Raw genomic sequence first — 26744 nt, 5'->3', positions numbered from 1 at the left:
CCCGTGCGGGCTCGGCCGGACGGGACGGTCAGTCGTTCTCGCGGGTGCGGCGCACGATGTCGAGGGCGACCGCGCGCAGGTCGCCTCCGTGGGCGCGGGCCACGGCCCGCTGGCGCTGGTAGCCGGCGCCCTCCCGCAGGATCCGCTCCACGTCGGAGAGCTCCTGCGCGCAGCCCAGCCGTGCGGCGACGGGCTCGAGCCGGTCGAGCAGGCCGATCAGGTCCTCGCGCAGGTCCCGCTCGGTGTTGTGCGGGCCGGTGATCACCTCGGCGTCCAGGCCGTAGCGGGCGGCCCGCCACTTGTTCTCCTGGATGTGCCACGGCCGCAGCCGGGCCGGCTCCCGGCCGTCCTCGACGTCGCGGGACAGGGACTCCGCGAGGCACTGGGTGAGGGCGGTGAGCGCCCCGACCTCCCACAGGGTCGAGAGCCCGTCGCAGAACCGCACCTCGTCGGTGCCCAGCCGCGGCACGGGGCGCACGTCCCAGCGCGCCTCGCTGAGCTCATCGATGATCCCGGTGGAGACCATGTCCTCGATGCACTGCTCGTAGGCGTCCCAGGAGGGGAAGTGGTGGGGCAGCCCGGCGGTGGAGAGCTGCTGGAAGATCATGGAGCGCTGCGACGCGTAGCCGGTGTCCTCCCCGGCCCAGAAGGGGGAGTTCGAGGACAGGGCCAGCAGGTGCGGGTAGTAGGTCAGCAGCCCGTCGAGCACCGGCAGGGCCTTGGCCCGCGCGTCCAGGCCCACGTGCACGTGCACCCCGTAGATGACCATCTGCCGGCCCCAGTACTGGGTCCGGTCCACGAGCTTGTGGTAGCGCTGCTTGTCGGTGACCTGCTGGTCCTGCCAGCGCGCGAAGGGGTGGGTGCCGGCGGCGAAGATCTCGAGGCCGTGCGGGGCGGTGACCGTGCGGATCTCGTCCATCATGGACGCCAGCTGCTCGGTGGAGTGGGCCACGTCGCGGCACACCCCGGTGACCATCTCGACGGTGTTGAGCAGGAACTCCCCGGTGAGCTGCGGGTGGTCGCCGTCGGTGCCCCACTCGGGACGGGCCTCCAGGACCGCCTCGAGCGTCTCCCGGCCGCGGGGCACGAGATCGCCCGTGGTGCCGTCCACCAGGGCGATTTCCCACTCGACGCCCAGCGTCGACTGGTCGGAGCGGGCGAACGAGATCTCCACGCGGCAGGTCCTCCGTGCTCTGCGGGCGCGTCGGCCCGCGGGGTGCGGGCCGACGCGCCCGGTCGGGTGCGGGGCCGTTCGCCCGCGGAGCCCTCAGTCTACGGTTTCGACGACGAGCACGACGCGCCGCTCCCCGGCGCGGGCCCCGCTCCCCGGCCCGCCGTCCGGGACCGGCGCCGGGCCCGTGCGGGTCAGCACGAGGGTGGCCCGGCCGGGGCCCTTCGGCGCGAGCTGGCGGCGCAGCTGCTCGGGCGTGACGTCGGTGCCCCGCTTCTTGATCTCGAGGGTGCCGACCTCGTGTTCCCGCACCCAGCGCTTCAGCACCTTGACGGTGTGCGGGAGCACCTCCCGCACCCGGTAGGCGCGGGCCAGGGGGGTGCGGACCAGCTCGTCGGAGCTCAGGTAGGCGATCCGCGGGTGGATCAGCCGCGCGCCCAGCCGGCGGGCGAGGTCGGTGACGAGGCCCGCGCGGATCACCGCGCCGTCCGGCTCGTACAGGTACGACCCCACCGGGCCCACGACCGCGTCCGCGTGGGCGGGGTCGAGGTCCTCCGGGCTGGTGAGCTCCGTGGACCCGTGCTCGGAGAGGACGAGGGCCGCCCGCCGGACCCCGGGCCGGGCCACGGCGTTGAACCACAGCACGGCCTCGACCACGTCCCCGCGGTCGGACACCCACTGCGCCTCGCACCCGGCCGGCACCGCCTCGTGGGGGATGCCGGGGCCCAGCTTCACGCCCACGGGCAGTCCCCGCGCGGCGAGCGCCTCGACGAAGGACAGCGGCGGGGAGAACGCCTCGGGGTCGAAGATCCGGCGGGTCCCGGACGACGACGTCTCGCGCCGGGCCGGGTCCAGCCAGACCCCGTCCGGCGGCCCGCCGGGCAGTGCGTCCAGGTCCAGGGACGCGGCGTCGGCGTGCAGCACCGTGGCCTCGGGGAAGGGGCGGAGGTTGAGCAGGGCCACCGCGGCCGTGGTCTCGTCCAGCTCCACCGCGGTGACCCGCCGGTCCAGGGAGGCCAGGGCGAGGGCGTCGGCGCCGATGCCGCAGCCGAGGTCCGCCACGTGGGCGAGGCCGGCGTCGGCGAAGCGGCGGGCGTGCAGGGCGGCCACGCGCAGCCGGGTGGCCTGCTCGAGGCCGGCCCGGGTGAACAGCATCTGCTCGGCGAAGTCCCCGAACTTCGCGCTCGCCCGCGTGCGCAGCCTCGCCTGGGTGAGCACCGCGGAGACGAGCTCGGCGTCGTGCCCCTGGGCCCGCAGCCGGGTCGCGGCCGCGAGGGCGTCGTCGGCGTCGTAGGGGCCGATCTGCGCGAGCAGCCGGCGCCCCTCGTCGGTGAGCAGGGGTGCGATGTCGGTCGCCTCGTCGCGCATGGGGCCACCCTATCCGGCCCCGGACCGGGCCCGGCGCCCGGGCACCGGCCGGTCAGTAGAACGCGGCGAGGCGGCCCCGCGGGCCGTCGATGACGGTCACCGGGGTCTCGAAGACGCGGCTGAGGACGGCGTCGTCCATGATCTCCCGCGGCTCGCCGAACTCGGCGACCCGGCCGTCCTTCACGGCGCAGATCCGGTCGGCGTAGTGGCTGGCGAAGTTGATGTCGTGCAGGACGATCAGGATGGTGCGGCCCATCTCGTCGCAGGCCCGCCGCAGGTGCTGCATCATCGACACGGCGTGGCGCATGTCCAGGTTGTTCAGGGGCTCGTCCAGCAGCACGTGGTCGGTCTCCTGGGCCAGCACCATGGCCACGTAGGCGCGCTGGCGCTGCCCGCCCGAGAGCTGGTCGAGGTAGCGGTGCTCCAGCGGCCGCAGCCCGAGGAAGTCGATGTAGGTGCTGACGACCTCCTCGTCCACCGTGGTCAGCCGGCCGTGGCTGTGCGGGAAGCGCCCGAAGCCGACCAGCTGCCGCACCGTGAGGCGGGTGACGTAGTGGTTCTCCTGGCGCAGGACGGACACGATCCGGGCGAGGTCCTTGGACTTGGTGCGGGCCACGTCGTAGCCGGCGATGTCGATGGTGCCGGCGTCGAGGCCGAGCAGCCGCCCGATCATGGTCAGGAGCGTGGACTTGCCCGCGCCGTTGGGGCCGACCAGGGCGGTCATCCCGCCCGAGGGGATCTCCAGGTCCACGGGGCCGATGGTGACCTCGCTCCCGTAGTCCTTGCGCACGTTGGTGAGGGTGATCACAGCCGGCCCTTTCGGAGGATGACGTAGAGGAAGACGGAGCCGCCGACCAGCTCGATGATGATCGAGACCACGCCCTGGGCGTAGAACACGTGCTGGAGCACGAAGTAGGCGCCCGTGAGGACGAGGAACCCGGTGAGGACCGCCACGGGGAAGACGCGGCGGTGGTCGTAGGTGTCGGCGAACTGGTAGGCGAGCGTGGCCACCAGGAAGCCCAGGAACGTCATGGGGCCGACCAGCGCCGTGGAGACCGCCATCAGCACGGAGACGAGGAAGAGCGTGCGCATGACCTCGGTCCGGTGCCGCAGGCCCAGGTTCAGGCACACGTCCCGCCCGAGGGCGACCACGTTGAGGCGGGCACAGCTCAGCCACAGGGCGCCGCCGGCCAGCGCGCACAGGGGGATGGCCACCGGAAGGTAGTCGGCGTGGGCGTTCGTCACGGAGCCGAACAGCCGCGCGGAGAGCACGTCGAAGTCGCTGGGGGAGAGCAGGCGCTGCATGAACGTCGAGACCGACCCGAGCCCGCCCCCGATGATGATGCCCACGAGCAGCATGACCTGCAGGTTCCCGTACCGGCCGGAGAGCAGCCATCCGTAGAGGGTGAGGGAGAGAGCCACCATGAGGGCGACCTGCAGCAGGAACTGCGGCACGCCCTGCAGGACGAGGATCCCGGCGGCGCCCAGGACGTACACCGTGGAGGTCTGGATCGCCACGTAGAGGGACTCGAAGCCCATGATCGACGGGGTGATGATGCGGTTGTTCGTGGCCGTCTGGAATCCCACGGTGGCCATCGCCTGGCAGAAGGCCACGACCGCCATGATCACGACGCTGGTGACCCGGCGCTCCGCGATCCGCCAGAAGCCGTCCGAGCCCACCGGCATCGGGTTGCCCCAGGCGAGCAGGCCGAAGGCGAAGCCCGCTGACGCCAGGGCCAGCACGGCCACGACCGCCCAGTACCGCCGCCGGGCCTGCGGCGTGGGGAAGGCGCCGGCGCCGCGCCGGCCGGCGGGGGCCGTCCGTGTTGTGGCCGGTGTCGTCGCGGGTGTCATGATCACGGCCTCAGACACGTCGACGCTGCCTGAGGAGGAGGTGGACGAACACGACGGCGCCGACGATCCCGAGGATCACGGACACCGGGATCTCGAAGGGCATGATGACGATCCTCCCGATCAGGTCGCACACCGTCACGACGGCGATGCCCAGCAGGCAGACCCACGGCAGGTTGCTGCGCAGGTCGTCGCCGCGGACCATCGAGACGATGTTGGGGACGATGAGGCCCAGGAACGGCAGGTTGCCGACGACGACGGTCACCACGCCGGTGGCCACCGCGATCAGCCCGGTGCCGAGCAGGACGGTCCGGTGGTAGTTCAGGCCGACGTTGGTGGCGATGTCCTCGCCGAGCCCGGCGACGGTGAGCCGGTCCGCCACGAGGAACACCGCGACGACGACCAGCAGCACGATCCACAGCACTTCGTACTGGCCCCGCAGGACCGAGGTGAAGCTGCCGGCGAACCAGACGCCCAGGTTCTGCAGCATGTCGGTCTGCAGCGCCAGGAACGTCGAGACGGAACCGACCACCGCGCCCAGCATGATCCCGACGATGGGGACGATGAGCGAGGAGCGCAGGGACACCCGACGCAGGAAGAGGAAGAAGATCATGGTCCCGAGAAAGGCCGCGGCCACGGCGCCGACCATCCGGGTGAGGAGGCTCGCCGTGGGGACCAGCAGCGTGACCACGAGCAGGCCGAGCCCCGCCCACTCGGTGGTGCCCGTCGTGGTGGGCTCCACGAAGCGGTTCTGCGTGAGCAGCTGCATCACCAGCCCGGACATCGCCATGGCGGCGCCGGCGAGCACCAGGGCCACGGTGCGGGGGACGCGGGTGATGGCGAACATCTCGCCGCCGCCCTCGGCGCCGAACACGTCGTAGACCCCCGTGAGGAGGGACACGGCCAGCAGCGCGAGGACCCCCAGCGCGCCGGCGAGCAGCTTCCGGTCGAACAGCGCGCCCTTGCTCCCCGGGCCGTTCCCGGCCGGGGGTCCCGGTGTGGTCGTCGTCATGAGCCTCTCCTCCGGCCTCGTGCCCGGCGCGGGACGGTGGTGGTGTCCGCCGTCGGAGGCCCCACCACCGTCGTCCGCACGGTCGGTCAGTTCTGCTCGCCCATGGCGTCGGCCAGGGTGTTGAAGAACTCCGTGTAGGTCTGGATGCCCTCGTTGGTGTACGTGTCCTTGGGCATGTACACCACGTTGTCCTCCCGCACCGCGGTGACGTTGCGCAGCGCTTCGGCGTTCTCGACGACCTCCTGCGCCGGCGTGTACTCGGCGTCGTCGGGGCTGACGGCCGCGTCACGGTCCATCACGAGGATCCAGTCGGGGTTCGCGTCCGCGATCGCCTCGACCGAGATGTCGTCGCCCTGGTGGTCGTCGGTGGCCCCATCGACCTCGAGGGCCGGGGCGAAGTCGAAGATCTCGAACAGCGGACCCAGGGTCCGCCCCACCTCCGGGGCGATGTAGCCGATCTCGCCGCCGGAGACGGTGACGGCCATGACCGTGTCCCCGGGCTGGTACTCCTCGACGACTCGCTGCATCGCCGCGTCGAAGGCGCCGTTGATCTCCTCGGCCTCCGCGCTCCGGTCGAAGATCTCGCCCAGCACCGAGGTCTGCCGCTTCAGCTCCTCGTCGAAGGGCTGGTCCTCCCGGGGGTCGAGCTCCACGATGCCGGCGTCCGGCACGAGGTCGGCGAAGTCGTCGCGGTAGTCCGCGAAGCGCTGACCGTTGACGATGAGGTCGGGGTCCGCCGCGACGACGGCCTCGAGGTCGGGCTCGCGGTGGTTGCCGAGGTCGGTGACGGACTCGTCGTCGGCGTAGGCGATGGTGTCCGGCATGAGGGCGCGCGGGGCGGCCACCAGCTCGATGCCCCAGTCCGCCAGCGTCTCGAAGGTCCGGTTGTCGGTGGCGACCACGGACGCCGGCGGGGCGCTCACGGTCTGGGTGCCGTAGTTGTCCTCGACCTCGACCGTGGAGGCGGTGGAGGACTCCGCGGACGCCGTCTCGCCGCCCTGGGATCCACCGCAGGCGGTGAGGGCGAGGGCGCTGACGGCGGCCAGGACGGCGGCCGGGTACTGGGTGCGGTTCATGGTGGTCCTTCGTGCGGGGATTCGGGTGCGGGTCCCGTCGTGCCGCCCCCGGCGGGGCGCACGGCGGGGCGCCGCACGTGGCGACGTCCCGGTGCAGTGCACGGGACGTCGGGGCGGCACCGGTTCTCGGCCGAGGTAAGGCTTGCCTTACCGCTCAACCTAGAGTGTTCCGGGCGGGTGAGGCAAATCATTGGAGAACATCGGCGTGCCCTAATTCGACCGGTATGGGACCGGCCGCTCCACCGCGCTGGCACTCGCCTTGACCGACTGCTAGGCGACTTCTATAGTCGGCCTTGGCACTCTCCGGGTGAGGGTGCTAAGGGCCAGGCGATCGATCGGCACCGCGACGACGGTTGGTGCGCCAACCGGCCCGAAGCACGACGGCGGGCCCTGCCCGCGGTCGCCCACCGCTTTCCACGCCTACAGAGAAGGAGAGATCGTGTCGGTCTCCATCAAGCCCCTCGAGGATCGCATCGTCGTTCAGCCGCTCGCCGCTGAGCAGACCACCGCTTCCGGTCTCGTCATCCCGGACACCGCCAAGGAGAAGCCCCAGGAGGGCAAGGTCCTGGCCGTGGGCCCCGGCCGTGTCGACGACTCCGGCAACCGCATCCCGGTCGACGTCAAGGAGGGCGACGTCGTGATCTTCTCCAAGTACGGCGGGACCGAGGTCAAGTACAACGGCGAGGAGTACCTGGTGCTCCCGGCCCGCGACGTCCTCGCCGTCGTCGAGAAGTAGAGCCGGCGCAGCAGACCGCGCAGTCCTGACGAAGGGTGCCCGCCGCGCGCCCCGCTTTCCCGGCGGGCCCGCGGCGGGCACCCTTCGTCGTCCCCGAATTCCCGAACCCCGCTGGACCACCAGCCACCCAGAAGGAGCTCTTCGCCCATGGCCAAGCAGCTGGCATTCGACGATGCCGCCCGCAAGTCCCTCGAGAACGGCGTCAACAAGCTCGCCGACACCGTCAAGGTCACCCTCGGCCCCCGCGGGCGCAACGTGGTGCTCGACAAGAAGTGGGGCGCCCCCACGATCACCAACGACGGCGTGACCATCGCCCGCGAGGTCGAGCTCGACGAGCCCTACGAGAACCTCGGCGCGCAGCTCGCCAAGGAGGTGGCGACCAAGACCAACGACGTCGCCGGCGACGGCACCACCACCGCCACCGTGCTGGCCCAGGCGCTCGTCAAGGAGGGCCTGCGCAACGTGGCCGCCGGGGCGGACCCCCTGAGCCTCAAGCGCGGCATCGAGAAGGCCGTCGAGGCCGTCGCGCAGCGCCTGCTGGACAACGCCCGCCCGGTCGAGGGCGTCAACGTCGCCCACGTGGCGACCATCTCCGCCCAGGACCCCACCATCGGGGAGCTCATCGCCCAGGCCTTCGAGACGGTCGGCAAGGACGGTGTCATCACCGTCGAGGACGGCTCCAGCACCGAGGTGGAGCTCGAGGTCACCGAGGGCATGCAGTTCGACAAGGGCTACCTCTCCCCGTCCTTCGTGACCGACGCCGAGCGCCAGGAAGCGGTCATGGAGAACTCCCTGGTGCTGCTGTACCAGGGCAAGATCTCCTCCGTGCAGGAGCTCATGCCGGTGCTGGAGAAGGTCCTCCAGGCCAAGAAGCCGCTGACCATCATCGCGGAGGACGTCGAGGGCGAGGCCCTGTCCACCCTGGTGGTCAACAAGCTGCGCGGCACCCTCGACGTCGTGGCGCTCAAGGCCCCCGGGTTCGGCGACCGCCGCAAGGCGATCCTGCAGGACCTCGCGGTGCTCACCGGCGGCGAGTTCATCACCTCCGAGCTCGGCATCAGCCTCGACCAGGTGACCCTGGAGCAGCTGGGCACGGCCCGCCGCGTCACGGTGACCAAGAACACCACCACGGTGGTCGACGGTGGCGGGACCCCGGAGCAGATCCAGGAGCGCGTCGCCACGATCCGCGCCGAGGTGGAGCGCACCGACTCCGAGTGGGACCGGGAGAAGCTCCAGGAGCGGCTCGCCCGCCTCGCCGGCGGGGTCTCCGTGATCAAGGTCGGCGCGGCCACCGAGGTCGAGGCCAAGGAGCGCAAGCACCGCATCGAGGACGCCGTGTCCTCGACCCGCGCGGCCCTCGAGCAGGGCATCGTCTCCGGCGGCGGCACCGCCCTGGTGCACGCGGCGAAGGTCCTCGACGAGTCCGACCTCGGGCTCACCGGCGACGCGGCGACCGCGCTCGGCATCGTGCGCCGCGCGCTGCGCCAGCCGCTGTACTGGATCGCGCAGAACGCCGGCCAGGACGGCGCCGTGGTCGTCTCCCGCGTGGCCGACCTGGAGCCCGGCCACGGCTACGACGCCGCCGCCGGCGAGTACGTCGACATGGTCGCGGCCGGCATCATCGACCCGGTCAAGGTCACCCGCTCGGCGCTGCAGAACGCCGCGTCCATCGCGGCGCTCGTGCTCACCACGGAGACCCTCGTGGCGGACAAGCCCGCCGAGGACGCGGGGCACGGCCACCAGCACTGACCCGCACCGCCCGCCCGACGGACCCGTCCCGCTCCCGCGGGGCGGGTCCGTCCGCCGTTGCCGCCCGTGCCCGGCCGCCTCCGGTAGAGTGCGGGGGTCCACCCGACCACGGCCGCACCCCCCATGGCGGCACGGTGTTCCCAGGAGATGCCCATGACCAGCCTTCGCGAGCATGAGGCGACCCCCGGCGCCGGGGCGTCCACGGTCGGGCGGGTGGCCCGGTACTCCGGGTTCCGCCCGGAGGTGCAGGGGCTGCGGTTCGTGGCGGTGCTGCTGGTGGTGCTCTACCACGTGTTCCTCGGGCGGGTCTCCGGCGGGGTGGACGTGTTCCTGCTGATCTCCGCCTTCTTCCTCACCCTGTCCTTCGTGCGCAAGCTGGAGGCCGGCCGGCCCCTGGCGATCGGGCGGTACTGGCTGCACGTGTTCAAACGGCTGCTGCCCCTGGCCGTGCTCACCATCCTGGGCACCCTCGTCCTGGTGGCCGCCGTCTACCCCGACGCCGACGTGGCCCGGTGGCGGGCCGAGGGGCTGGCCTCGGTGTTCTACGTGGAGAACTGGGCGCTGGCGCTGAACGCGGTGGACTACTACGCCGCTGACCACTCCACCGCCTCCCCGTTCCAGCACTTCTGGTCGCTGTCCGTGCAGGGACAGGTGTTCCTGCTGTGGCCGCTGGTCTTCGGGGCGGCGTGGCTGCTGATCCGGTGGCGGGGGTGGCGGCCGGTGCCGGTGCTGGCGGGCATGTTCGGGCTGATCTTCGCAGCCTCGCTGGCGTGGTCGGTGCACTCCACCGCCACCCAGCAGGCCTTCGCCTACTTCGACACCCGCACCCGGTTGTGGGAGTTCGCCCTCGGCTCCCTGCTGGCCCTGGCCCTGCCGTACCTGCGGCCCTCGCGCGGTGTGCGGGTGGTGCTGGGCTGGGCGGGGCTGGTGAGCATGGTCTCGGTGGGGGTGCTGGTGGATGTGCAGGGGGCGTTCCCGGGGTGGATCGCCCTGTGGCCGCTGGCCTCGGCGGCGGCCATCATCGTGGCCGGGCGCTCGGGCTCCCCGTTCGGGCTGGACCGGGTCCTGGCCTCGAAGCCGCTGGTGCGGCTGGGGGACGCCTCCTACGCCCTGTACCTCATCCACTGGCCCCTGCTCATCACCTACCTCGTGCTGCGGGACCGGCCCATGGCCGGGCCGCGGTCGGGAGCGGTGATCATCCTCGTCTCCCTGGTCCTCGCGGTGCTGGCCACGAAGCTGGTGGAGCGCCCGTTCCAGCGCTGGGCGTGGCCGGAGCGGTCCAAGCGGCGGCTGGCGGTGTCCGTGGCCGTGAGCCTCGCCCTGGTGGCCGTGCCCGTGCTTGCCTGGCATCAGGCCGACGCCCGGCGCGCCGCGGTGCTCGCCGAGGAGGCCGCCCGCAACAACCCCGGGGCGGCCGTGCTGCAGCCGGGCTTCGAGTTCCGCGGCGACCCGGAGGCGCCCACGCTACCGCTGGCCGAAGAGATGGCGGAGAGACCGCAGGACGTGGGGGAGAGATGTCCCGAGGAGTGGACCCGGCACTACCCTGTCCCGAGCGGCTGCCACGTGGTGCGGAACTCCGATGCTGCAGGTGCCGTGGTCTATGCCGTCGGCAATTCCCACGTCGAGCAGTGGATCCCCGCGCTCGAAATCCTGGCCGCGGAACGGGACTGGACACTCATCACCTTTCCGCGTCCCGGATGTTTCTTCACCGAGGAGCACCCCAATCCCCAGGCGGAGTGCGCGGAGTGGTACGAGAGCACACGGACTTTCGTGGAGGACAACCCGCCCGACATCCTGCTGACCCAGGCCACCTATGACTGGATCGGCGAGGGCGATGAAGAACTGATGACCGGCTACAGGGCGGAGACCGAGTACTGGACGGGTCGGGGCATCACGGTGCTGGGGATTCGGGACAACCCGCGGTGGCCCACCGACCAGACCCAGTGCGCCCTGCAGGCCGGTGCGGACGACCTCTCCTGCGGCCGGCCGCTCGACCGTGCCCTCGGACCGGCAGAGAGTCCTGCCGTGCAGCTGGAGCGGGACATCCCACGTTTCGGTTCCCTGGACATGACGGACGTGATCTGTCCTGAGGGGTACTGTCCTCCGGCGGTGGGGAACGTCTGGGTGTATCGGGACAGCAACCACGTCACCGACGTCTATGCCCGGACGGCCATCGCCCCGTTCCGGGAGGAGTGGGACGATGCCGTGAGCAGGGCCGGCTTCGTGCCCTGAGCACCACCCCGCCGCGGCGCCGGGACGCGTCGCGGGAGTTGCCCAGGGATACTGCACATGTCGTCGAGCCGGGAAGGTGCCCCGCGCGGCGCCGGTCGTGGGACAGCGGCGCGACGGGCGCCTCAGCCCCGTCTCCCGTTCTCCCCCGCCCCTCGGCTTCACCATCGTTCTCTCTCCCCTCGTTCCCCCATCCCGGTGTCGCACCGAGGCCGCGCCGGGGTGGGTGCCCTTGGAGGCGCCTCAGGGGCCACCGTGCACGGCGCTGCTCCGCAACCGTCCACCGGGACCTCGCGCAGCGGAGGCGCGGTCCCGGTGGAGGGGTGGCCCGCTACGCGGGGTTCCGCCCGGAGGTGCAGGGGCTGCGGTTCGTGGCGGTGCTGCTGGTGGTGCTCTACCACGTGTTCCTCGGGCGGGTCTCCGGCGGGGTGGACGTGTTCCTGCTGATCTCGGCGTTCTTCCTCACCCTGTCCTGCGTGCGCAAGCTGGTGTCGAGCCGGCCGCTGGCGGTCGGGCGGTACTGGCTGCACGCGTTAGAGCGGCTGCTGTCCCCGGCCGCCGACGGAGTCGCCGCCGGCGCCGCGGCGTGAGACCGGGCACAGCCCGGCCGCCGGCCGGGTCCGGCGCGGCGGCGGGCCCGTAGAATGGTCGGGATTCCCTCGATGCTGAAAGGCCCCACCGTGTCGGATACCGCCGTCCCCACCGCCCTGTCCGAGGACCCGTTCGGGTTCACCGGGCTGACCTACGACGACGTCCTGCTGCTGCCCGGCAACACGGACGTCATCCCCTCGGAGGCCTCGACGCGCACCCGCCTGTCCCGGCGCATCACCCTGGAGGTGCCGTTGCTGTCCGCCGCCATGGACACCGTCACCGAGTCCCCGATGGCCATCGCGATGGCCCGCCAGGGCGGTCTCGGCGTGATCCACCGCAACCTCTCGATCGAGGACCAGGCGGAGCACGTGGACCGGGTCAAGCGCAGCGAGTCGGGCATGATCACCGACCCCGTGACCATCTCCCCGGACGCGACCCTCGAGGAGCTCGACCGGCTCTGCGGCTACTACCGGGTCTCCGGGCTGCCGGTCGTGGACGCGGAGCAGAAGCTGCTGGGCATCATCACCAACCGGGACACCCGCTACCTGCCGGAGAGCGACTTCCCGAAGCGCCGGGTGCACGAGATCATGACGCCCATGCCCCTGATCACCGGCAAGGTGGGGATGGCCAAGGACGCCGCCCACGCCCTGCTGGCCTCGAACAAGATCGAGAAGCTCCCGCTCGTCGACGGCGCCGGCCGGCTCACCGGCCTGATCACCATCAAGGACTTCACCAAGGCCGAGCAGTACCCGCACGCCACGAAGGACGACGAGGGACGCCTGCGCGTCGGCGCCGCCGTCGGCTTCTTCGGCGACGGCTTCGAGCGCGCCATGGCCCTCGTGGAGGCCGGGGTGGACGCGCTGTTCATCGACACCGCCAACGGTCACTCCCAGGGCGTGCTCGACATGGTCGCCCGGCTCAAGGCGGAGCCCGCCGCCGCCCACGTGGACGTGATCGGCGGCCAGGCCGCCACCCGGCACGGCGCGCAGGCCATCGTGGACGCCGGCGCGGACGCCGTGAAAGTCGGCGTGGGCCCCGGCTCGATCTGCACGACCCGCATCATCGCCGGCGTGGGGGTGCCCCAGGTGACCGCCGTCAACGAGGCGGCCAAGGCCGCGATCCCGGCGGGCGTGCCCCTGATCGCCGACGGCGGCCTGCAGTACTCCGGGGACATCGGCAAGGCCCTCGTGGCCGGCGCGGACTCCGTGATGGTCGGCTCCCTGCTCGCCGGCTGCGACGAGTCCCCGGGCGAGCTGATCTTCGTCAACGGCAAGCAGTTCAAGACCTACCGGGGGATGGGCTCGCTGGGCGCCATGCAGTCCCGCGGCAAGAAGTCCTCCTACTCGAAGGACCGCTACTTCCAGGCCGACGTCTCCAGCGACGAGAAGCTCATCCCCGAGGGCATCGAGGGCCAGGTGCCCTACCGGGGCCCGCTCTCGGCCGTGGTGCACCAGCTCGACGGCGGCCTGCGCCAGACCATGTTCTACGTGGGCGCCCACAGCCTGGAGGAGCTCAAGCACAAGGGCCGGTTCGTGCGCATCACCCCCGCCGGGCTCAAGGAGTCCCACCCGCACGACATCACCATGACCGTCGAAGCACCCAACTACCAGCGCTGAGCGGCGGTCCGCTGCACCGTTCGGAAAGGACACCATGAGCTACGACATCGAGATCGGCCGCTCCAAACGCGCCCGCCGCACCTTCTCCCTCGACGAGATCGCCCTCGTCCCCTCCCGCCGCACCCGCGACCCCCGGGACGTCTCCACGGACTGGCAGATCGACGCCTACCGGTTCTCGATCCCCTTCCTGGGTGCACCGATGGACTCGGCCACGTCCCCGGAGACGGCCATCGCCCTCGGCCGCGCCGGGGGACTGGGCGTGCTGGACCTCGAGGGGCTGTGGACCCGCTACGAGGACCCGCAGCCGGTGCTCGACGAGATCGCGGACCTCTCCGGCGACGACGCCCCGGCCGCGACCCGCCGGATGCAGGAGCTCTACGAGGCCCCGGTGCAGCCCGAGCTGATCACCGCCCGGCTCGCCCAGATCCGGGAGGCCGGAGTGATCGTGGCGGGCTCGCTCACCCCGCAGCGCACCGTGGAGCACTACCGGACCGTCCTGGACGCCGGGGTGGACGTCTTCGTGATCCGCGGGACCACGGTCTCCGCGGAGCACGTCTCCCGCAACCAGGAGCCCCTGGACCTCAAGAAGTTCATCTACGACCTCGACGTCCCGGTCATCGTGGGCGGCGCGGCCGGCTACACCCCCGCCCTGCACCTCATGCGCACGGGCGCCGCCGGGGTGCTCGTGGGCTTCGGCGGCGGCGCGTCCATGCGGATCCAGAACACCCTGGGCATCCACGCGGCCATGGCCACGGCGATCTCCGACGTCGCCGCCGCCCGCCGGGACTACCTCGACGAGTCCGGCGGCCGCTACGTCCACGTCATCGCAGACGGCGGCGTGGGGGTCTCCGGGGACATCGTCAAGGCCCTCGCGATGGGCGCCGACGCCGTGATGCTGGGCACCGCCCTGGCCCGCACGGCCGAGGCCCCGGGGCAGGGCTGGCACTGGGGCGCGGAGGCGCACCACGGGCAGCTCCCGCGCGGGCTGCGCACCCGGGTGGGCACGGTCGGGCCGCTGCAGGAGGTGCTCTTCGGCCCCTCCCGGCACGTGGACGGCACCTCCAACCTCGTGGGGGCGCTGCGCCGGTCGATGGCCACCACCGGGTACCTGGAGCTCAAGGAGTTCCAGCGCGCCGAGGTGGTCATCCGCGGCTGAGCCCCGCCCGCGCCGGGATCCGCGCGGGCCCCGGCACCGGGGCCCGCGCCGACGTCCCGGACGGGCGGGCGGGGATTGGCGAACGTCCAGGAAGGCGCACTAGCCTTGACGGGTGCTCACGACCGCCCTGCGCCCCCGATCGATCCTCACGCTGCTCGTGAGCCTCGGGCTGGCCGTGGGCTTCGTGCTGCTCAGCCAGTGGCAGCTGGAGTCCAGCGAGCAGGCCCGCACCGTGGCGGACCCCGCCAAGGACGTGGCCGTCCCGCTCGCCGAGGCCGCCGAGGCCGGCACTGCCGTCACCGCGGCGCAGGCCGACCAGCTGATCACGGTCACCGGGGACTACCAGGACGGCTCCACGCTCCTGGTCCCCGGCCGGCTGCAGGACGGGTCCGAGGGCTACTGGGTCGTCTCGGCCCTGACCGTGGCCGACAGCGCGGGCCGGTGGCCGGACGCCGCCGGCGAGCTCACCGTGGCCGTGGCCCGCGGCTGGACCGCCGATCCCGCGGCCGTGCCGGCGGAGCCCGAGGGCCGGGTCGGCGTCGTCGGGCGCTACCTGCCCGCCGAGGGCCCGGTGCCCGGCGAGGACCTGCCGGAGGGCCAGGTGGGCACGGTCTCCCCCGCCCAGCTCACCAACCTCTGGGACGCCCCGCTCTACGCCGGGTTCGTGGCGGCCTTCGCCGAGAACCCCGCCTCCGCGCCCTTCCAGCTCCGCGCGGACGGGACGCTCGCCCCGGACCCGGCGCTGCTGAGCCCGCAGCTGTCCGAGCTGGAGATCGACCAGCAGCCCACGGACGAGTCCGTGAACCTGCTCAACCTCTTCTACGCTGTCGAGTGGGTGGTCTTCGCCGGCTTCGCCCTCTACATCTGGTGGCGGTTCGTGCGCGACGAGTGGCTGCGCGAGCAGCACCCGGAGGAGTACTTCTACTTCGAGGGCGAGTACTACCTCGACGAGGCGAGCGGACGCTACTACTACTACGACCCCGAGGCGGGGGAGTACTACTGGTTCGACGACCAGCCCGGCCACCGGCCCGAGGACGGGCCCGGCGACCGGGCCCGCGGCGCCGGCGCCCACGGCAGGACCGACGACACCCAGGACAGGACCCAGGACAGGACCGGAGCCCACCATGACTGAACCGACCCAGCCGACCCCCTCCCCGAAGGAGCGCACCGACGGGGTGCGGGTCTCGCTCCCGCAGGACGCCCGGCCCGCATCCGGCGGACCCGGCCGGGTCCCGCGCCGGGCGGCCCTGCAGCCGCGCCGGCGCTTCGGCGGCACCGAGGCGCAGATCCGGGGGGCGCTGACCTTCTACATGGTCTGCGCCTGGATCTCCGGCACGTTCCTGCTGCTGCTCGTGGCCGAGATGATCACCCGCTACGGGCTGGGCTACGACCTGATCGCCGGGGGCACGGACAAGCTCACGGGGCAGACGGTGGCCCTGGGCTGGCAGGACCTGGAGCTGGAGAACCTCGCCGGCGGGGTCAACATCTCCACGTGGATCCTCATCGTGCACGGCTGGTTCTACGTGGTCTACCTCGTCTCCTGCTTCCGGGTCTGGACGCTCATGCGCTGGCCCTTCCCCCAGCTGGTGGTCATGGCCCTCGGCGGCGTCGTGCCGTTCCTGTCCTTCGTGGTGGAGCGCAAGATCCACGCCTCGACCACCGCGGAGCTGCGCGCCAACCCGAAGGCCGCCAAGCGGTACTGAGCCCCTCCTGCGCCTGGCCTAGGATGGAGGGCGTGACCGAAACACCTGAGACCCGTACCGAGCTGGAGCAGCGCCCGGTCCTGGTGGTCGACTACGGCGCGCAGTACGCGCAGCTGATCGCCCGCCGGGTCCGCGAGGCCAACGTCTATTCCGAGATCGTCCCGCACACCTGGTCCACCGAGCAGATCCTCGCCAAGCGGCCGGCGGCGATCATCCTCTCGGGCGGCCCGTCCTCCGTCTACGCCGAGGACGCCCCGCAGCAGGACCCCGCCCTCTTCGAGGCCGGCGTGCCCGTCTTCGGCATCTGCTACGGCTTCCAGGCCATGGCCCAGGCCCTCGGCGGCACGGTCGCGCACACCGGGGCCCGCGAGTACGGCGCGACCACCGCGACCGCCGTGGGCGGCCCCGGTGCCTCCATCCTCGAGGGCTCGCCCGGCACCCAGACCGTGTGGATGAGCCACGGCGACTCCGTGGTCGAGGCGCCCGCCGGGTTCGAGGTCCTCGCCTCCACCGAGACCACCCCGGTGGCCGCGTTCGCCGACGACACCCGCCGGCTGTACGGGGTGCAGTGGCACCCCGAGGTCAAGCACTCCGTGCACGGGCAGCAGGTGCTGGAGCACTTCCTGTTCGACGGCGCGCGCGTGGAGCCGACCTGGTCCACCGGCAACATCATCGAGGAGCACGTCCAGCGGATCCGCGAGCAGGTCGGCTCCGCCTCCGTGATCTGCGGGCTCTCCGGCGGCGTGGACTCCGCCGTGGCCGCCGCCCTGGTCCAGCGCGCCGTGGGCGACCAGCTCACCTGCGTGTTCGTGGACCACGGCCTGCTCCGGGAGGGCGAGGCCGAGCAGGTCGAGAAGGACTTCGTCGCCGCCACGGGCGTCAACCTGTACGTGGCCGAGGAGAAGGAGCGCTTCCTCGGCGCCCTGGCCGGCGTCACCGACCCGGAGCAGAAGCGCAAGATCATCGGCCGGGAGTTCATCCGCTCCTTCGAGGCCGCCGCGGAGGCCGTCGCCCGCACCGCCGCCCAGGAGGGCGAGCCCGTGCGCTTCCTCGTCCAGGGCACCCTCTATCCCGACGTCGTCGAGTCCGGCGGCGGGGAGGGCGCCGCCAACATCAAGAGCCACCACAACGTGGGCGGGCTGCCGGAGGACCTGCAGTTCGAGCTCGTGGAGCCGCTGCGCACCCTGTTCAAGGACGAGGTGCGGGCCGTGGGCCGGGAGCTGGGCCTGCCTCACGAGATCGTGGGCCGCCAGCCCTTCCCGGGCCCCGGCCTGGGCATCCGGATCATCGGGGAGGTCACCGAGGCCAATCTCGCGGTGCTGCGCCGGGCGGACGCCATCGCCCGCGAGGAGCTCACCCGCGCCGGGCTCGACGACGAGGTCTGGCAGATGCCGGTCGTGCTCCTGGCCGACGTCCGCTCGGTGGGCGTGCAGGGCGACGGCCGCACCTACGGGCACCCGATCGTGCTGCGCCCGGTCTCCAGCGAGGACGCCATGACCGCCGACTGGTCGCGCCTGCCCTACGACCTGCTGGCCCGCGTCTCCAACCGGATCACCAACGAGGTCGAGGACGTCAACCGGGTGGTGCTGGACGTCACGTCCAAGCCCCCGGGCACCATCGAGTGGGAGTAGCCGTCCAGCGGGAGTAGCCGTCGAACGGGCGCAGGCCCGCACGACCGGCCCCCGCACGGGCGAGACACGAGCAGCCGGGGTCGGGTGGTCCGCGCGGACCGCCCGGCCCGTGCGCGCCGGGCCCGCGGGCCGCGGCGCAGGAGGAGAACCATGTCGATCGGATCCGACCGCACCCCCCGGACGTCGGACACCCCCGGGACGCCGCCCGAGCGCGTCTCGCTGCAGCCGTGGACCCGGCAGATGGACGCCTACACCGGGCCGGACACCCTGCTGGACTTCAACCAGGTCGACAACGTCTGCATCGACCTCACCGAGGCGAACTCCTCGGGCCAGGCGCAGCTGCTCATGGGCCGGCCCACCCGCCTGTCCACGATCGTGCACGACCCGCAGGCCTACGGCCTGGCCGTGCGGGCCGCGCGCTCCCTGCGCACCAAGATCCACGAGCTGTCGGTCAACCACGGGCTCGACGCCGCGTACCTCGCCGCCGGCACCGCCTCCTGGCTGGCCCGGCCCAAGGGCTCGGACCCGACCGGGGCGGGCCAGCGGCGCTGGATCGCCCCGGTGCTGCTCGCCCCGCTCACGCTCCGGCCGCGCCCCGAGCTCGACGACTTCGAGCTGCAGCTGGTGGGTCCCGCCCGGCTCAACCCCGCCATGGTCCGCCGGCTGGCGGCCGACCACGGCGTGGACCTCACCTCGGGAGAACTGGCCCGGCTCGCCTACGGCACCCGCCGGCTCGACCCGGCCCCGGCACTGGAGACCCTGCGCACCCTGGCCGGGGCGGTGCCGGGGATGCACGTGGAGCACAAGCTGCTCGTCTCCACGTTCGCGGACCTGCACGACCGTCCCGCCGACCTGTCGGTCGTGGCGCGCACCGCGGTGGTGCGGGACCTCGCCCGGCTCAAGGCCGCCGCCGTGGGGCGCATCCCCCAGGTGCAGGAGATCTCCCACGACGCGCCCCCGCTGGACGAGCGCGACCCCGCCGGCGAGCTGCTGCTGCTCGACGCCGACGGCCCCCAGCAGGAGGTCCTCGACCTCGCGGCGCAGGGGCACTCCTTCGTGGTCACCGCCGCGCCCGGCACGGGCCAGCTCGACACCGCCGTGAACGCCGTGGGCACCCTCGTGGCCGCCGGGCGCACCGTCCTCGTGCTGGGGGAGCGGCGCACCACCCTCGCCGCCTTCGGGCGCCGGATGGACGGGCTCGGTCTGGGCACCGCGGTGCTGCCGCTGTCCTCCCAGCTCAGCGACGCCGACGTGGCCCAGCAGCTCATCCGCGCGGTCGCCCGCAACGAGCGCGCCGAGCGCCCCGACCTCGCCGAGCTGCACGAGACGCTGCGCACCAGCCGCGACCAGCTGGCCGAGCACGTGCGGTCCCTGCACACCGTGCGCCCGCGCTGGTCCGTCTCCCCCTACCGGGCGGTGCAGGCCCTCGCCGAGCTGACCTCCCGCCGCCCGGCCCCGGCCACCGCGGTGCGCTTCCCGCGCTCGGTGCTCGACGCCGTCGCGGACCGGGACGCCGTGGTGGCCCGCCTCGAGCGCGCCGCCGAGCTCGGGGCCTTCGACACCGGGACCCTGGCCGGGCCGTGGAGCGGGGCGCGGCTGGTCAACGAGGACGAGTCCCGCCAGGCCCACCGCCTCGCCCAGTCCCTGCTGCTCGAGCTGACCACGCTGGAGACCGGGATGCGCCACGTCCTGGCCACCAGCGGGCTGCGCGGCGGCACGACCGTCCCGGAGTGGGGGCGGCAGCTGCGGCTGCTCCAGGAGGTCCAGGACTCCCTGACCCGGTTCACCCCGGACATCTACGACCGGCCGGTCACGGACCTGGTCGCCGCCACCGCCGGCTCCGCCTGGCGCCGCGAGCACGGGATCGAGATGACCGGTCTGCAGCGCTCGCGGCTGCGCAAGGCCGCCAAGGAGTACATCCGGCACGGCGTCCACCTGTCCGACCTGCACAGCGCCCTCGTGCGGGTGCAGTCGCAGCGGGAGCGCTGGCAGGAGTGGGCCACGTCGTCGAAGCACCCCGTGGTCTCCGAGCGGGTGGAGGAGCTCGCGGCCGTGCACGCCCGGTTCGTGGAGGACCTGGAGGGCCTGGCGATCGCGCTCGAGGGCGCCCCGGCCGGCGAGGACCTGCTCGCCCGGCCGATCGACCGCCTGCGCGAGACCCTGGACGGTCTCATCAACGACGAGGACAACCTCGAGATGCTGCCCGAGCGCACGGTCCTGCTCGACGAGCTGCGCGCACAGGGCCTCGGCGAGCTCGTGGACGACCTGGTGCGGCGCACCGTGGCGCCCGAGCAGGTGCCCGGGGAGTTCGACCTGGCCTGGTGGCAGTCCACCCTGGAGGCCATGATCACCGCCGACGACTTCCTGGCGATGCCCGAGGGGCACACCCTGCGCACCGTGGAGTCCACGTTCCGGCGCGCGGACGCGGCGCACATCGCCTCCGGCGCCGCCCGGCTGCTGTGGGAGCTCGCCGACCGCTGGCAGCGCACCGTGCGGCGCTCCCCGCGCGCCGGCGCCGCCCTGCGCCGGATGCTGCGCGCCGGCGCCGCGCCGCTGGAGGAGGTCGGCGCCTCCGCCGGCGAGCTGATCGGCTCGCTGGTGCCCGTGTGGACGGCCAGCCCGCTCGTCCTCTCGGCGGCGCTGCCCGAGGAGCACGACTTCGACGCCGTGGTGGTCCTCGACGCCGAGAGCTCCCCGCTCGCGGCGGTGCTGCCGGCGCTGACCCGCTGCCGGCAGGTGATCGCGTTCGGCGACCCGCACCTGGGCCGGCCCCAGCCCTTCACCGTGGCGCCCACCGCGGCGCCGGTCCCGGGTGCCCACCCCGTGGTCGAGGTGGACAGCGCCTTCGACGCCCTCTCCCGCGTGGTGCCGGAGCGGACGCTGCGGACCGTGCACCGGTCGATGGACGAGCGGGTCTTCCGCTACCTCGACGAGCAGTTCTACGGCGGGCGGCTGCGCCGGCTGCCGCACGGCGAATCCGTCACCGGCGCGGCACCGGCGCTCTCCGTGGAGTACGTCCCCGACGGCGTGGGCGCCCTGACCGCCGCGATCGAGGGCATCCAGGCGCCGGCCGCCGAGGTCCGCCGGGTCGTCGAGCTGGTGTTCGAGCACGCCGCCCGCCACCCGCGCCGCTCGCTGGCCGTGGTGACGGCCAGCGCGGTGCACGCCGCCCGGATCGCCGAGGCCGTCCGGCGGCGGATGCGGGAGGAGCCGGGCACCGCGGCGTTCTTCGCCCCGGGCCCCGAGTCCTTCCGGGTGGTCGACCTGCACCGTGCGGCGGGGATCGTCCGGGACACCGTGATCTTCTCCCTGGGCTTCGGCAAGACGGCCAACGGCCGCACCGTGCCGTACCTCGGCGCGCTGTCCGAGCGGCACGGCAGGCAGGCGTTCGTGCTGGCCATGACCCGGGCCCGGCACACCACCCGGATCGTGACCTCGCTGCACCCGGAGGAGGTGGAGGCCAAGGGGCTCCAGCACGGCGCCCGGGACTTCGCCCGCGTGCTCGCCATGCACCTGGGCGCCGGCGCGGGGCCCGAGGAGAGCCCCCGCCGCACCCACGAGGACGCCCTGGTGGTGGACCTCGCCCGCCGGCTCGCGCAGGGCGGGGCCTCGGTGCGGCTGCACCACGCCGGGGTCGTCGACCTCGCGGCCTGGGCGGACACCGAGTCGATGTCGGCCGGCGCCGTGCTCGACGGCCGGAGCCGCGCCGAGGGCCGTCCGCTGCGCATCCCCGTGGCCGGGCAGTCCGACGGCTCCGCCGAGGCCGCGGCGCTGTCCGTGCGGGAGCGCTCGCGGCTGCGGCCGCAGCAGCTCGAGCGCACCGGCTGGAACTACCTCACCCTGTGGACGCTCGAGGTCTTCACCGATCCCGACACGGTGGCCGACCTGATCCGGCGCTACCTCGGCCTGCCCACCGGTCCGGGGAGGGACTCCCGTGCCCGGTGAGCCGGGGGCCCCGGTCCCGGCCGATCCCGCCCCGGACCGGCCCGGCCAGGAGTCGCCCGCCCCGGACCGGCCCGGCCAGGAGTCGCCCGCCCCGGACCGGCCCGCCGTGCGGCGCCGGTCCCGGCGGGCGACCGGCGGCACGTCCTCCGGGCCGGAGCCGCGCCTGGCCGGCCTCGACGACCCGGCATCCGGGGCCGGGGACGGATCCCCGGACGAGGCGCACGAGGACTGGCTCAGGGCCCAGAGGCCTCCGCACTGGGGCTGACGGGCGCGGGCACGAGCACCACGGTGCTGGGCCCGGCACCGGCCAGCCGGGCCGCGTCCTCGTGCGGGGCCCCCACCACCAGCAGGCCCGCCTCCTCACCGGGCGAGGCGGCGAGCAGTCCGCCGCCCGCACCGGACGCGGGGTCGGGGACCCACAGCACGGGCAGGGCCCGGCCCAGGACCCGTCGCTCGTCGGGGAGGTCGGCGTCGGCGGGGGCGTCGTCGGAGAGGCCGACGACGTCCACGTGGTCCCCCGCGCGCACGTGCTGCAGGACGGCCGGGTCGTCGATGCGCAGCGTCACCGCGGTGGCCCCGGGCGGGCGGCCGGTGAGCAGCCCGGGGCCGACGACGGTGGAGCCGGTCAGCGGCTGGCCCGTGCCGGCGGCGCCCGCCAGGGTGCGCCCGGCCAGCTCGGCCGGGTCGGCGACGGCGCCCTCGGGCACCAGTCCGCGCGGATAGGCGGCCACCGCGAGCTGCTCCGGTCCGAGCACCGTGCCCGCCGGCAGGGCCTCGGCGGCGGTCACGACCGGCACGGTGCCGGCCCGGGGCGGGCCGAGCCGGAGGACGACCAGGCCCAGGGCGAGGCTGACGAGGACGGCCGCGGCGAGCCGGCGGCGCCGGGACAGCGCCGAGCGCAGGTGCAGGGACAGCGGGTAGCGGCGCCGGGCGGGGCGCGGACGAGGACTCATGGCCGGCACGCTACGGTCCCGGCCGTCCACGGGGCACGGCCGGACGGGGGCCGGGGGACGGGGCCGCGGGGCGGGGCGGGGCCGTACGGCCGGTGGAGCGCGGACGCCGGGAGGGGGGAGGGCGTCGGCTCAGGCCGAGGAGCCGCCCGTGCCGGAGGCGGACGCCCCGGTGGAGGCCGGGGCGGAGGAAGCGGTGGACGCGGCGGCGGCCGCGGGCGCGGCGTCGGCCGCCGCGGGAGCCGGCGAGGACGCGGCGGACGAGGAGCTCGTGCCGGAGCGGTCCGAGCGTGAGTCGTTGCGGTAGAAGCCGGAGCCCTTGAACACCACGCCCACGGTGTTGAACTTCTTGCGCAGGCCGCCGCCGCACTCGGGGCAGGCGGTCAGGGCCTCCTCGCTGAACGACTGGCGGATGTCGAACGCGTGGCCGCAGTCCTTGCAGGCGTAGGCGTAGACGGGCATGGGTCCTCCTGGAAACGGTCGCCGGGTGCGCTCTCTGGCACTCGAAGGTGTCGAGTGCTGATTCTACCGTGTGCCGGCACCCGTCCGGGCGCCCAGGCGCACGGGCCCGTCCTCCGTGAGCGCGAGCCCCACGGGGGCGTCGAGCGGCTCCGTGGGGACCGCTCCGGCGGGCAGCACCTCGTCGGCGAACACGCACACCGCGGTGCGCAGCTCGGGGTGCGCCGTGCGGGGCAGCTGCGCCAGGAACCGGTCGTAGTAGCCGCCGCCGAAGCCCAGCCGTCCGCCGTCGTGGGCGACCGCGAGCGCGGGCACCAGCAGCACGCCCACCGACCGCATCACCTCGGCTCCGTGGCGGGCGCCCACGGGTTCGCGCAGCCCGCCCAGGCCGCCGGTGCGCACCAGGGCGTCCGGGGTCCAGTGCGCCCAGGCGAGCCGGCGGCCCGGCTCGCACACCGGCACCCAGATCCGGTGCCCGCGCCGGTGCGCCGCGGCGAGGGCCGGCTCCAGGGGAGGTTCGGTCGGCATCGGCAGGTACGCCGCGACGTCGAGGTGGGGGCTGCCGGCGAGCAGCTCGGCCAGGTGCCGCTCGAAGCCCACGGCGGCGTGCTCGCGTGCGGCGCGAGCCCGCCGGGTGCGGGTCGCGCGCAGCTCCCGGCGCAGACGGGCCTTCGCCTCGGCCGGGGTGCCCGGGTCGGTCATCGTCGCGTCCGCTCCTGTCCGGTGCCCGGCCGGGACGGCGTCCCGGACCGACCGGCCCGTCCGGGCCGGTGGTGCGAGGGTAGCCGCGGGCGGCGTGGGGATCAACCGGCTGCGGTCGTCGATCCGTTAGCCTGTGCCCATGAGTGGAAACAGCAACCCCCGCGCGGTCCGCAAGGCCGTGATCCCCGCCGCCGGGCTCGGCACCCGGTTCCTGCCCGCGACGAAGGCCATGCCCAAGGAGATGCTGCCGGTCGTGGACCGCCCGGCCATCCAGTACGTGGTGCAGGAGGCCGTGGACGCCGGTCTGCAGGACGTGCTGATGATCACCGGCCGGTCCAAGAGAGCTCTCGAGGACCACTTCGACCGGGTGCCGGCCCTGGAGCACCAGCTGGAGGAGTCCGGCAAGACCGCCCTGCTGCGCGAGGTCGAGCACGCCTCGGAGCTGGGGGAGATCCACTACCTGCGCCAGGCCGATCCCAAGGGGCTGGGGCACGCGGTGCTGCGGGCCAAGATCCACGTGGGCGACGAGCCCTTCGCGGTGCTGCTGGGCGATGACCTCATCGACGCCCGCGACGACCTGCTGACCCAGATGATCGAGGTCCAGGAGCGCACCGGCGGCTCCGTGGTGGCGCTGATGGAGGTCGAGCCCGAGCAGATCAGCTCCTACGGCTGCGCCGACGTGAGCGCGGTGGAGGGCGACGAGTACGTGCGGATCAACGGGCTGGTGGAGAAGCCGGCCCCGGAGGAGGCGCCGTCGAACCTGGCCATCATCGGCCGCTACGTGCTGCACCCGGACGTGTTCGAGGTGCTGGAGAACACCGCTCCGGGCCGCGGCGGGGAGATCCAGCTCACCGACGCGCTGCAGACCCTGGCCGGGCGCGACGGGGCCGGCGGCGGGGTGTACGGGGTGGTCTTCAAGGGCCGCCGCTACGACACCGGCGACAAGCTCAGCTACCTGAAGGCCAACATCATCCTGGCTTCGGAGCGGGAGGACCTGGGCCCGGAGCTGCGGGAGTGGCTCAAGGACTACACCCGGTCGCTGCCGGTCGGCTGAGAGGCCGCGCTGCCGTGGCCGGACAGTTCCGGTGGCCCGTCGTCGTGTCCTGGGGCGATCTCCGGCTGCGCCCCCTGGCCCGGGGGGACCGCCGCGAGTGGGACGTCGTGCGCGCCCGCAACCGCGAGTGGCTCGATCCCTGGGAGGCGACGAACCCCGCCCCCGGCGGGGCCGCCCCCACGTTCGGGCAGTTCGTGCGGACCCTCGACCAGCAGGCGCGACAGGGCACGGCCCTCCCGTTCGTGATCACGGAGCGGATCCCGGGGACGGAGCAGTTCGGCCTTGTCGGCCAGCTCACCGTCTCCGGGATCTCCTGGGGATCCTTCCTCTCGGCGAGCCTGGGCTACTGGGTGGACCGGGAGCAGGCGGGGCGCGGCGTCGCGCCCATGGCGGTGGCCATGGCCACCGACTACTGCTTCCAGGGGCTGGGACTGCACCGGATGGAGATCAACATCCGCCCGGAGAACACCAAGTCCCTGCGGGTGGTCGAGAAGCTCGGGTTCCGGGACGAGGGCCTGCGCAAGGACTTCCTGCACATCGACGGGCGGTGGACGGACCACCGCAGCTTCGCGATCACCGCCCCGGAGGTGCCCGAGGGGCTGGTGCGGCGGTTCACCGCCTCGGACCGGCCCGCCGTGTGGGAGTGACCGGGCCCGCCGTGTCCACAGGGATACCCACAGGCGGCGCCCCCCGGTAGTAGGCTGTGCCTCACGGCCCGACCCCCGGGCCGGGACACGCCGCGCGCCGGCGGTTCCCTTCCCGCTCGTCCGAGCGATCGCAGAGGCAGGACCACGACCATGATCTGGGTGAGCAGCTCGGCCGTGCTGGCCGTGGTGTGCGCGCTCTCCCTGTACTGGGTCGTGCCGCGTCTGCAGCACCGCCGCGGGGCATCCGTCGCGGCGCAGGCCCAGGACACCGGCACCGACCCGGCCGGTGCGGCCTCCGCCGCGGAAGAGTCTCCTCCGCAGGCCGCGGTTCCCTTCCCCGAGTCCCGCCGACGAAGGATCACCATGGCGACCACCGACACCGTCTCCCCGTCGGCCGGCACGGCCCGGCGCCCCGGGACGCTGCGCGTCCGGCGCGGCCGCGCCGGCCTCTTCCTGGCCGGCTGCACCGCGCTCCTGGCCGCGCTGCTCACCGCCGTCGTCGCGCCCTTCTCGGCCGCGGTGAGCTGGCCCTGGCCCGTGTTCCTCCTCCTGCTCGCGGTGGGCTCCGTGCTCGCCCTGCGCTACCTGGCCGTGCAGGACCGGGCCGCCCGCCGCGGGGCGGCCCCGGTCCCGGCCGCGACCGTGGACCCGCACGCCCCCCGCGGGGACGTGGCCCTGTTCGACAACGAGGACGGGGCGCTCGAGCAGTTCCCGGCCGAGCAGCTCCCCGGTGAGCGGCTGCCCGCCGCCCACGACGACCCCGCCGAGGACCTCGACCTCCCGGCCGAGCACGAGCAGCCCCGGGTCCCCCCGGCGTTCACCGTGGAGGAGCTGCGGGCCGAGGCGCTGCGGGTGGCGCGCGAGTCCGCCGATCCCGGCCGGACGTGGGAGCCGGTGCCGGTGCCGCGGCCGACCTACGCGGAGGCGCCGGTGGTGGAGCGCCCCGCCCCGGAGCCGCTGCCGGTGCCCGAGCAGCCCGCCTCCAGCTCCAGCAGCCTCAAGGACGCGGTGCGCACGGGGGAGGAGCGCGGGCGTGCCGCCCTCGACCTCGACGACGTCCTGAAGCGCCGCCGCGCCTGAGGCGCTCGCGCCGCTGTC

At 73.6% G+C, this 26744-nt stretch carries 23 protein-coding genes; 14 read left to right on the top strand and 9 right to left on the bottom strand.

Annotation, left to right across the window (positions count from 1 at the left end):
• Positions 1 to 28: 28 nt before the first annotated feature.
• The 6 genes from ABL57_RS02230 to ABL57_RS02205 all read right to left on the bottom strand — a co-directional run bounded on the left by ABL57_RS02230 (position 29) and on the right by ABL57_RS02205 (position 6478).
• Entirely contained in the window at positions 29 to 1174 is a 1146-nt protein-coding gene (locus ABL57_RS02230) for a glutamate--cysteine ligase (RefSeq protein WP_047801810.1), read from the bottom strand.
• A 93-nt stretch (positions 1175 to 1267) separates the two neighbouring features.
• Positions 1268 to 2539, bottom strand: a complete 1272-nt coding sequence (locus tag ABL57_RS02225) for a class I SAM-dependent methyltransferase (protein ID WP_047801809.1) — start codon at positions 2537 to 2539, stop codon at positions 1268 to 1270.
• Between the two features lie 52 nt (positions 2540 to 2591).
• Positions 2592 to 3347, bottom strand: a complete 756-nt coding sequence (locus tag ABL57_RS02220) for an ABC transporter ATP-binding protein (RefSeq protein WP_047801808.1) — start codon at positions 3345 to 3347, stop codon at positions 2592 to 2594.
• Positions 3344 to 4393, bottom strand: a complete 1050-nt coding sequence (locus ABL57_RS02215; protein ID WP_047801825.1) for an iron chelate uptake ABC transporter family permease subunit — start codon at positions 4391 to 4393, stop codon at positions 3344 to 3346. Before ABL57_RS02215 ends, ABL57_RS02220 begins: the two co-directional genes overlap by 4 nt.
• Before the next feature lie 10 nt (positions 4394 to 4403).
• A complete protein-coding gene (locus ABL57_RS02210; protein ID WP_047801807.1) occupies positions 4404 to 5402 on the bottom strand; it encodes an ABC transporter permease in 999 nt (332 codons plus the stop codon).
• An 86-nt stretch (positions 5403 to 5488) separates the two neighbouring features.
• The gene (locus ABL57_RS02205) at positions 5489 to 6478 is read right to left on the bottom strand and encodes a siderophore ABC transporter substrate-binding protein (protein WP_047801806.1); all 990 of its coding nucleotides are present in this window, start codon (positions 6476 to 6478) and stop codon (positions 5489 to 5491) included.
• 439 nt (positions 6479 to 6917) lie between these two features.
• On the opposite strand from ABL57_RS02205, the gene groES reads away from it, so the two are divergent.
• From groES to ABL57_RS02150, 11 genes are all read left to right on the top strand, one after another.
• On the top strand, positions 6918 to 7214 hold the full coding sequence (groES, locus tag ABL57_RS02200) for a co-chaperone GroES (protein WP_047801805.1): 297 nt from the start codon (positions 6918 to 6920) through the stop codon (positions 7212 to 7214).
• A gap of 147 nt (positions 7215 to 7361) precedes the next feature.
• A complete protein-coding gene (gene groL, locus ABL57_RS02195) occupies positions 7362 to 8963 on the top strand; it encodes a chaperonin GroEL (RefSeq protein ID WP_047801804.1) in 1602 nt (533 codons plus the stop codon).
• 153 nt (positions 8964 to 9116) lie between these two features.
• Entirely contained in the window at positions 9117 to 11195 is a 2079-nt protein-coding gene (locus ABL57_RS02190; RefSeq protein ID WP_047801803.1) for an acyltransferase family protein, read from the top strand.
• A 320-nt stretch (positions 11196 to 11515) separates the two neighbouring features.
• Positions 11516 to 11782, top strand: coding sequence for a hypothetical protein (locus ABL57_RS02185; protein WP_047801802.1), 267 nt, complete (start codon positions 11516 to 11518; stop codon positions 11780 to 11782).
• 72 nt (positions 11783 to 11854) lie between these two features.
• The gene (gene guaB, locus ABL57_RS02180; protein ID WP_047801801.1) at positions 11855 to 13399 is read left to right on the top strand and encodes an IMP dehydrogenase; all 1545 of its coding nucleotides are present in this window, start codon (positions 11855 to 11857) and stop codon (positions 13397 to 13399) included.
• A gap of 34 nt (positions 13400 to 13433) precedes the next feature.
• Entirely contained in the window at positions 13434 to 14555 is a 1122-nt protein-coding gene (locus tag ABL57_RS02175) for a GuaB3 family IMP dehydrogenase-related protein (RefSeq protein WP_047801800.1), read from the top strand.
• A gap of 112 nt (positions 14556 to 14667) precedes the next feature.
• Positions 14668 to 15687, top strand: coding sequence for an SURF1 family protein (locus ABL57_RS23365; RefSeq protein WP_047801799.1), 1020 nt, complete (start codon positions 14668 to 14670; stop codon positions 15685 to 15687).
• Complete coding sequence (locus tag ABL57_RS02165; protein WP_047801798.1) at positions 15680 to 16258, top strand: DUF3817 domain-containing protein; 579 nt, start codon at positions 15680 to 15682, stop codon at positions 16256 to 16258. Before ABL57_RS23365 ends, ABL57_RS02165 begins: the two co-directional genes overlap by 8 nt.
• A gap of 23 nt (positions 16259 to 16281) precedes the next feature.
• A complete protein-coding gene (guaA, locus tag ABL57_RS02160; protein ID WP_047801797.1) occupies positions 16282 to 17889 on the top strand; it encodes a glutamine-hydrolyzing GMP synthase in 1608 nt (535 codons plus the stop codon).
• A 150-nt stretch (positions 17890 to 18039) separates the two neighbouring features.
• The gene (locus ABL57_RS02155) at positions 18040 to 21834 is read left to right on the top strand and encodes a hypothetical protein (RefSeq protein ID WP_047801796.1); all 3795 of its coding nucleotides are present in this window, start codon (positions 18040 to 18042) and stop codon (positions 21832 to 21834) included.
• Positions 21824 to 22099 carry a hypothetical protein gene (locus ABL57_RS02150; RefSeq protein WP_047801795.1) on the top strand — a complete coding sequence of 92 codons (276 nt, stop codon included), beginning with the start codon at positions 21824 to 21826 and terminating at the stop codon, positions 22097 to 22099. The genes ABL57_RS02155 and ABL57_RS02150 overlap by 11 nt, the downstream gene beginning before the upstream one ends.
• Here the strand turns inward: ABL57_RS02150 and ABL57_RS02145 are convergent.
• The 3 genes from ABL57_RS02145 to ABL57_RS02135 all read right to left on the bottom strand — a co-directional run bounded on the left by ABL57_RS02145 (position 22068) and on the right by ABL57_RS02135 (position 23945).
• On the bottom strand, positions 22068 to 22787 hold the full coding sequence (locus ABL57_RS02145) for an SAF domain-containing protein (protein ID WP_047801794.1): 720 nt from the start codon (positions 22785 to 22787) through the stop codon (positions 22068 to 22070). The genes ABL57_RS02150 and ABL57_RS02145 overlap by 32 nt on opposite strands.
• Positions 22788 to 22916: 129 nt before the next feature.
• Positions 22917 to 23246, bottom strand: a complete 330-nt coding sequence (locus ABL57_RS02140; RefSeq protein ID WP_047801793.1) for an FmdB family zinc ribbon protein — start codon at positions 23244 to 23246, stop codon at positions 22917 to 22919.
• Between the two features lie 63 nt (positions 23247 to 23309).
• Complete coding sequence (locus ABL57_RS02135) at positions 23310 to 23945, bottom strand: 5-formyltetrahydrofolate cyclo-ligase (protein WP_047801792.1); 636 nt, start codon at positions 23943 to 23945, stop codon at positions 23310 to 23312.
• A gap of 139 nt (positions 23946 to 24084) precedes the next feature.
• Here ABL57_RS02135 and galU point away from each other — a divergent pair, with 139 nt between their 5' ends.
• The 3 genes from galU (at position 24085) to ABL57_RS02120 (ending at position 26726) form a co-directional block, all read left to right on the top strand.
• Positions 24085 to 24999: a UTP--glucose-1-phosphate uridylyltransferase GalU gene (gene galU, locus ABL57_RS02130; RefSeq protein ID WP_047801791.1), complete on the top strand. Its 915-nt coding sequence runs from the start codon at positions 24085 to 24087 to the stop codon at positions 24997 to 24999.
• A 14-nt stretch (positions 25000 to 25013) separates the two neighbouring features.
• Positions 25014 to 25646 carry a GNAT family N-acetyltransferase gene (locus ABL57_RS02125; RefSeq protein ID WP_047801790.1) on the top strand — a complete coding sequence of 211 codons (633 nt, stop codon included), beginning with the start codon at positions 25014 to 25016 and terminating at the stop codon, positions 25644 to 25646.
• 150 nt (positions 25647 to 25796) lie between these two features.
• On the top strand, positions 25797 to 26726 hold the full coding sequence (locus ABL57_RS02120) for a hypothetical protein (RefSeq protein ID WP_203225540.1): 930 nt from the start codon (positions 25797 to 25799) through the stop codon (positions 26724 to 26726).
• The last annotated feature ends 18 nt before the right edge of the window (positions 26727 to 26744 follow it).

The organism is Kocuria sp. SM24M-10 (genome assembly GCF_001027955.1).
Taxonomy (GTDB): domain Bacteria; phylum Actinomycetota; class Actinomycetes; order Actinomycetales; family Micrococcaceae; genus Kocuria; species Kocuria oceani.
Note: the sequence above shows the minus strand (reverse complement) of the source record. Positions and strands in the feature narration are given on the sequence as shown.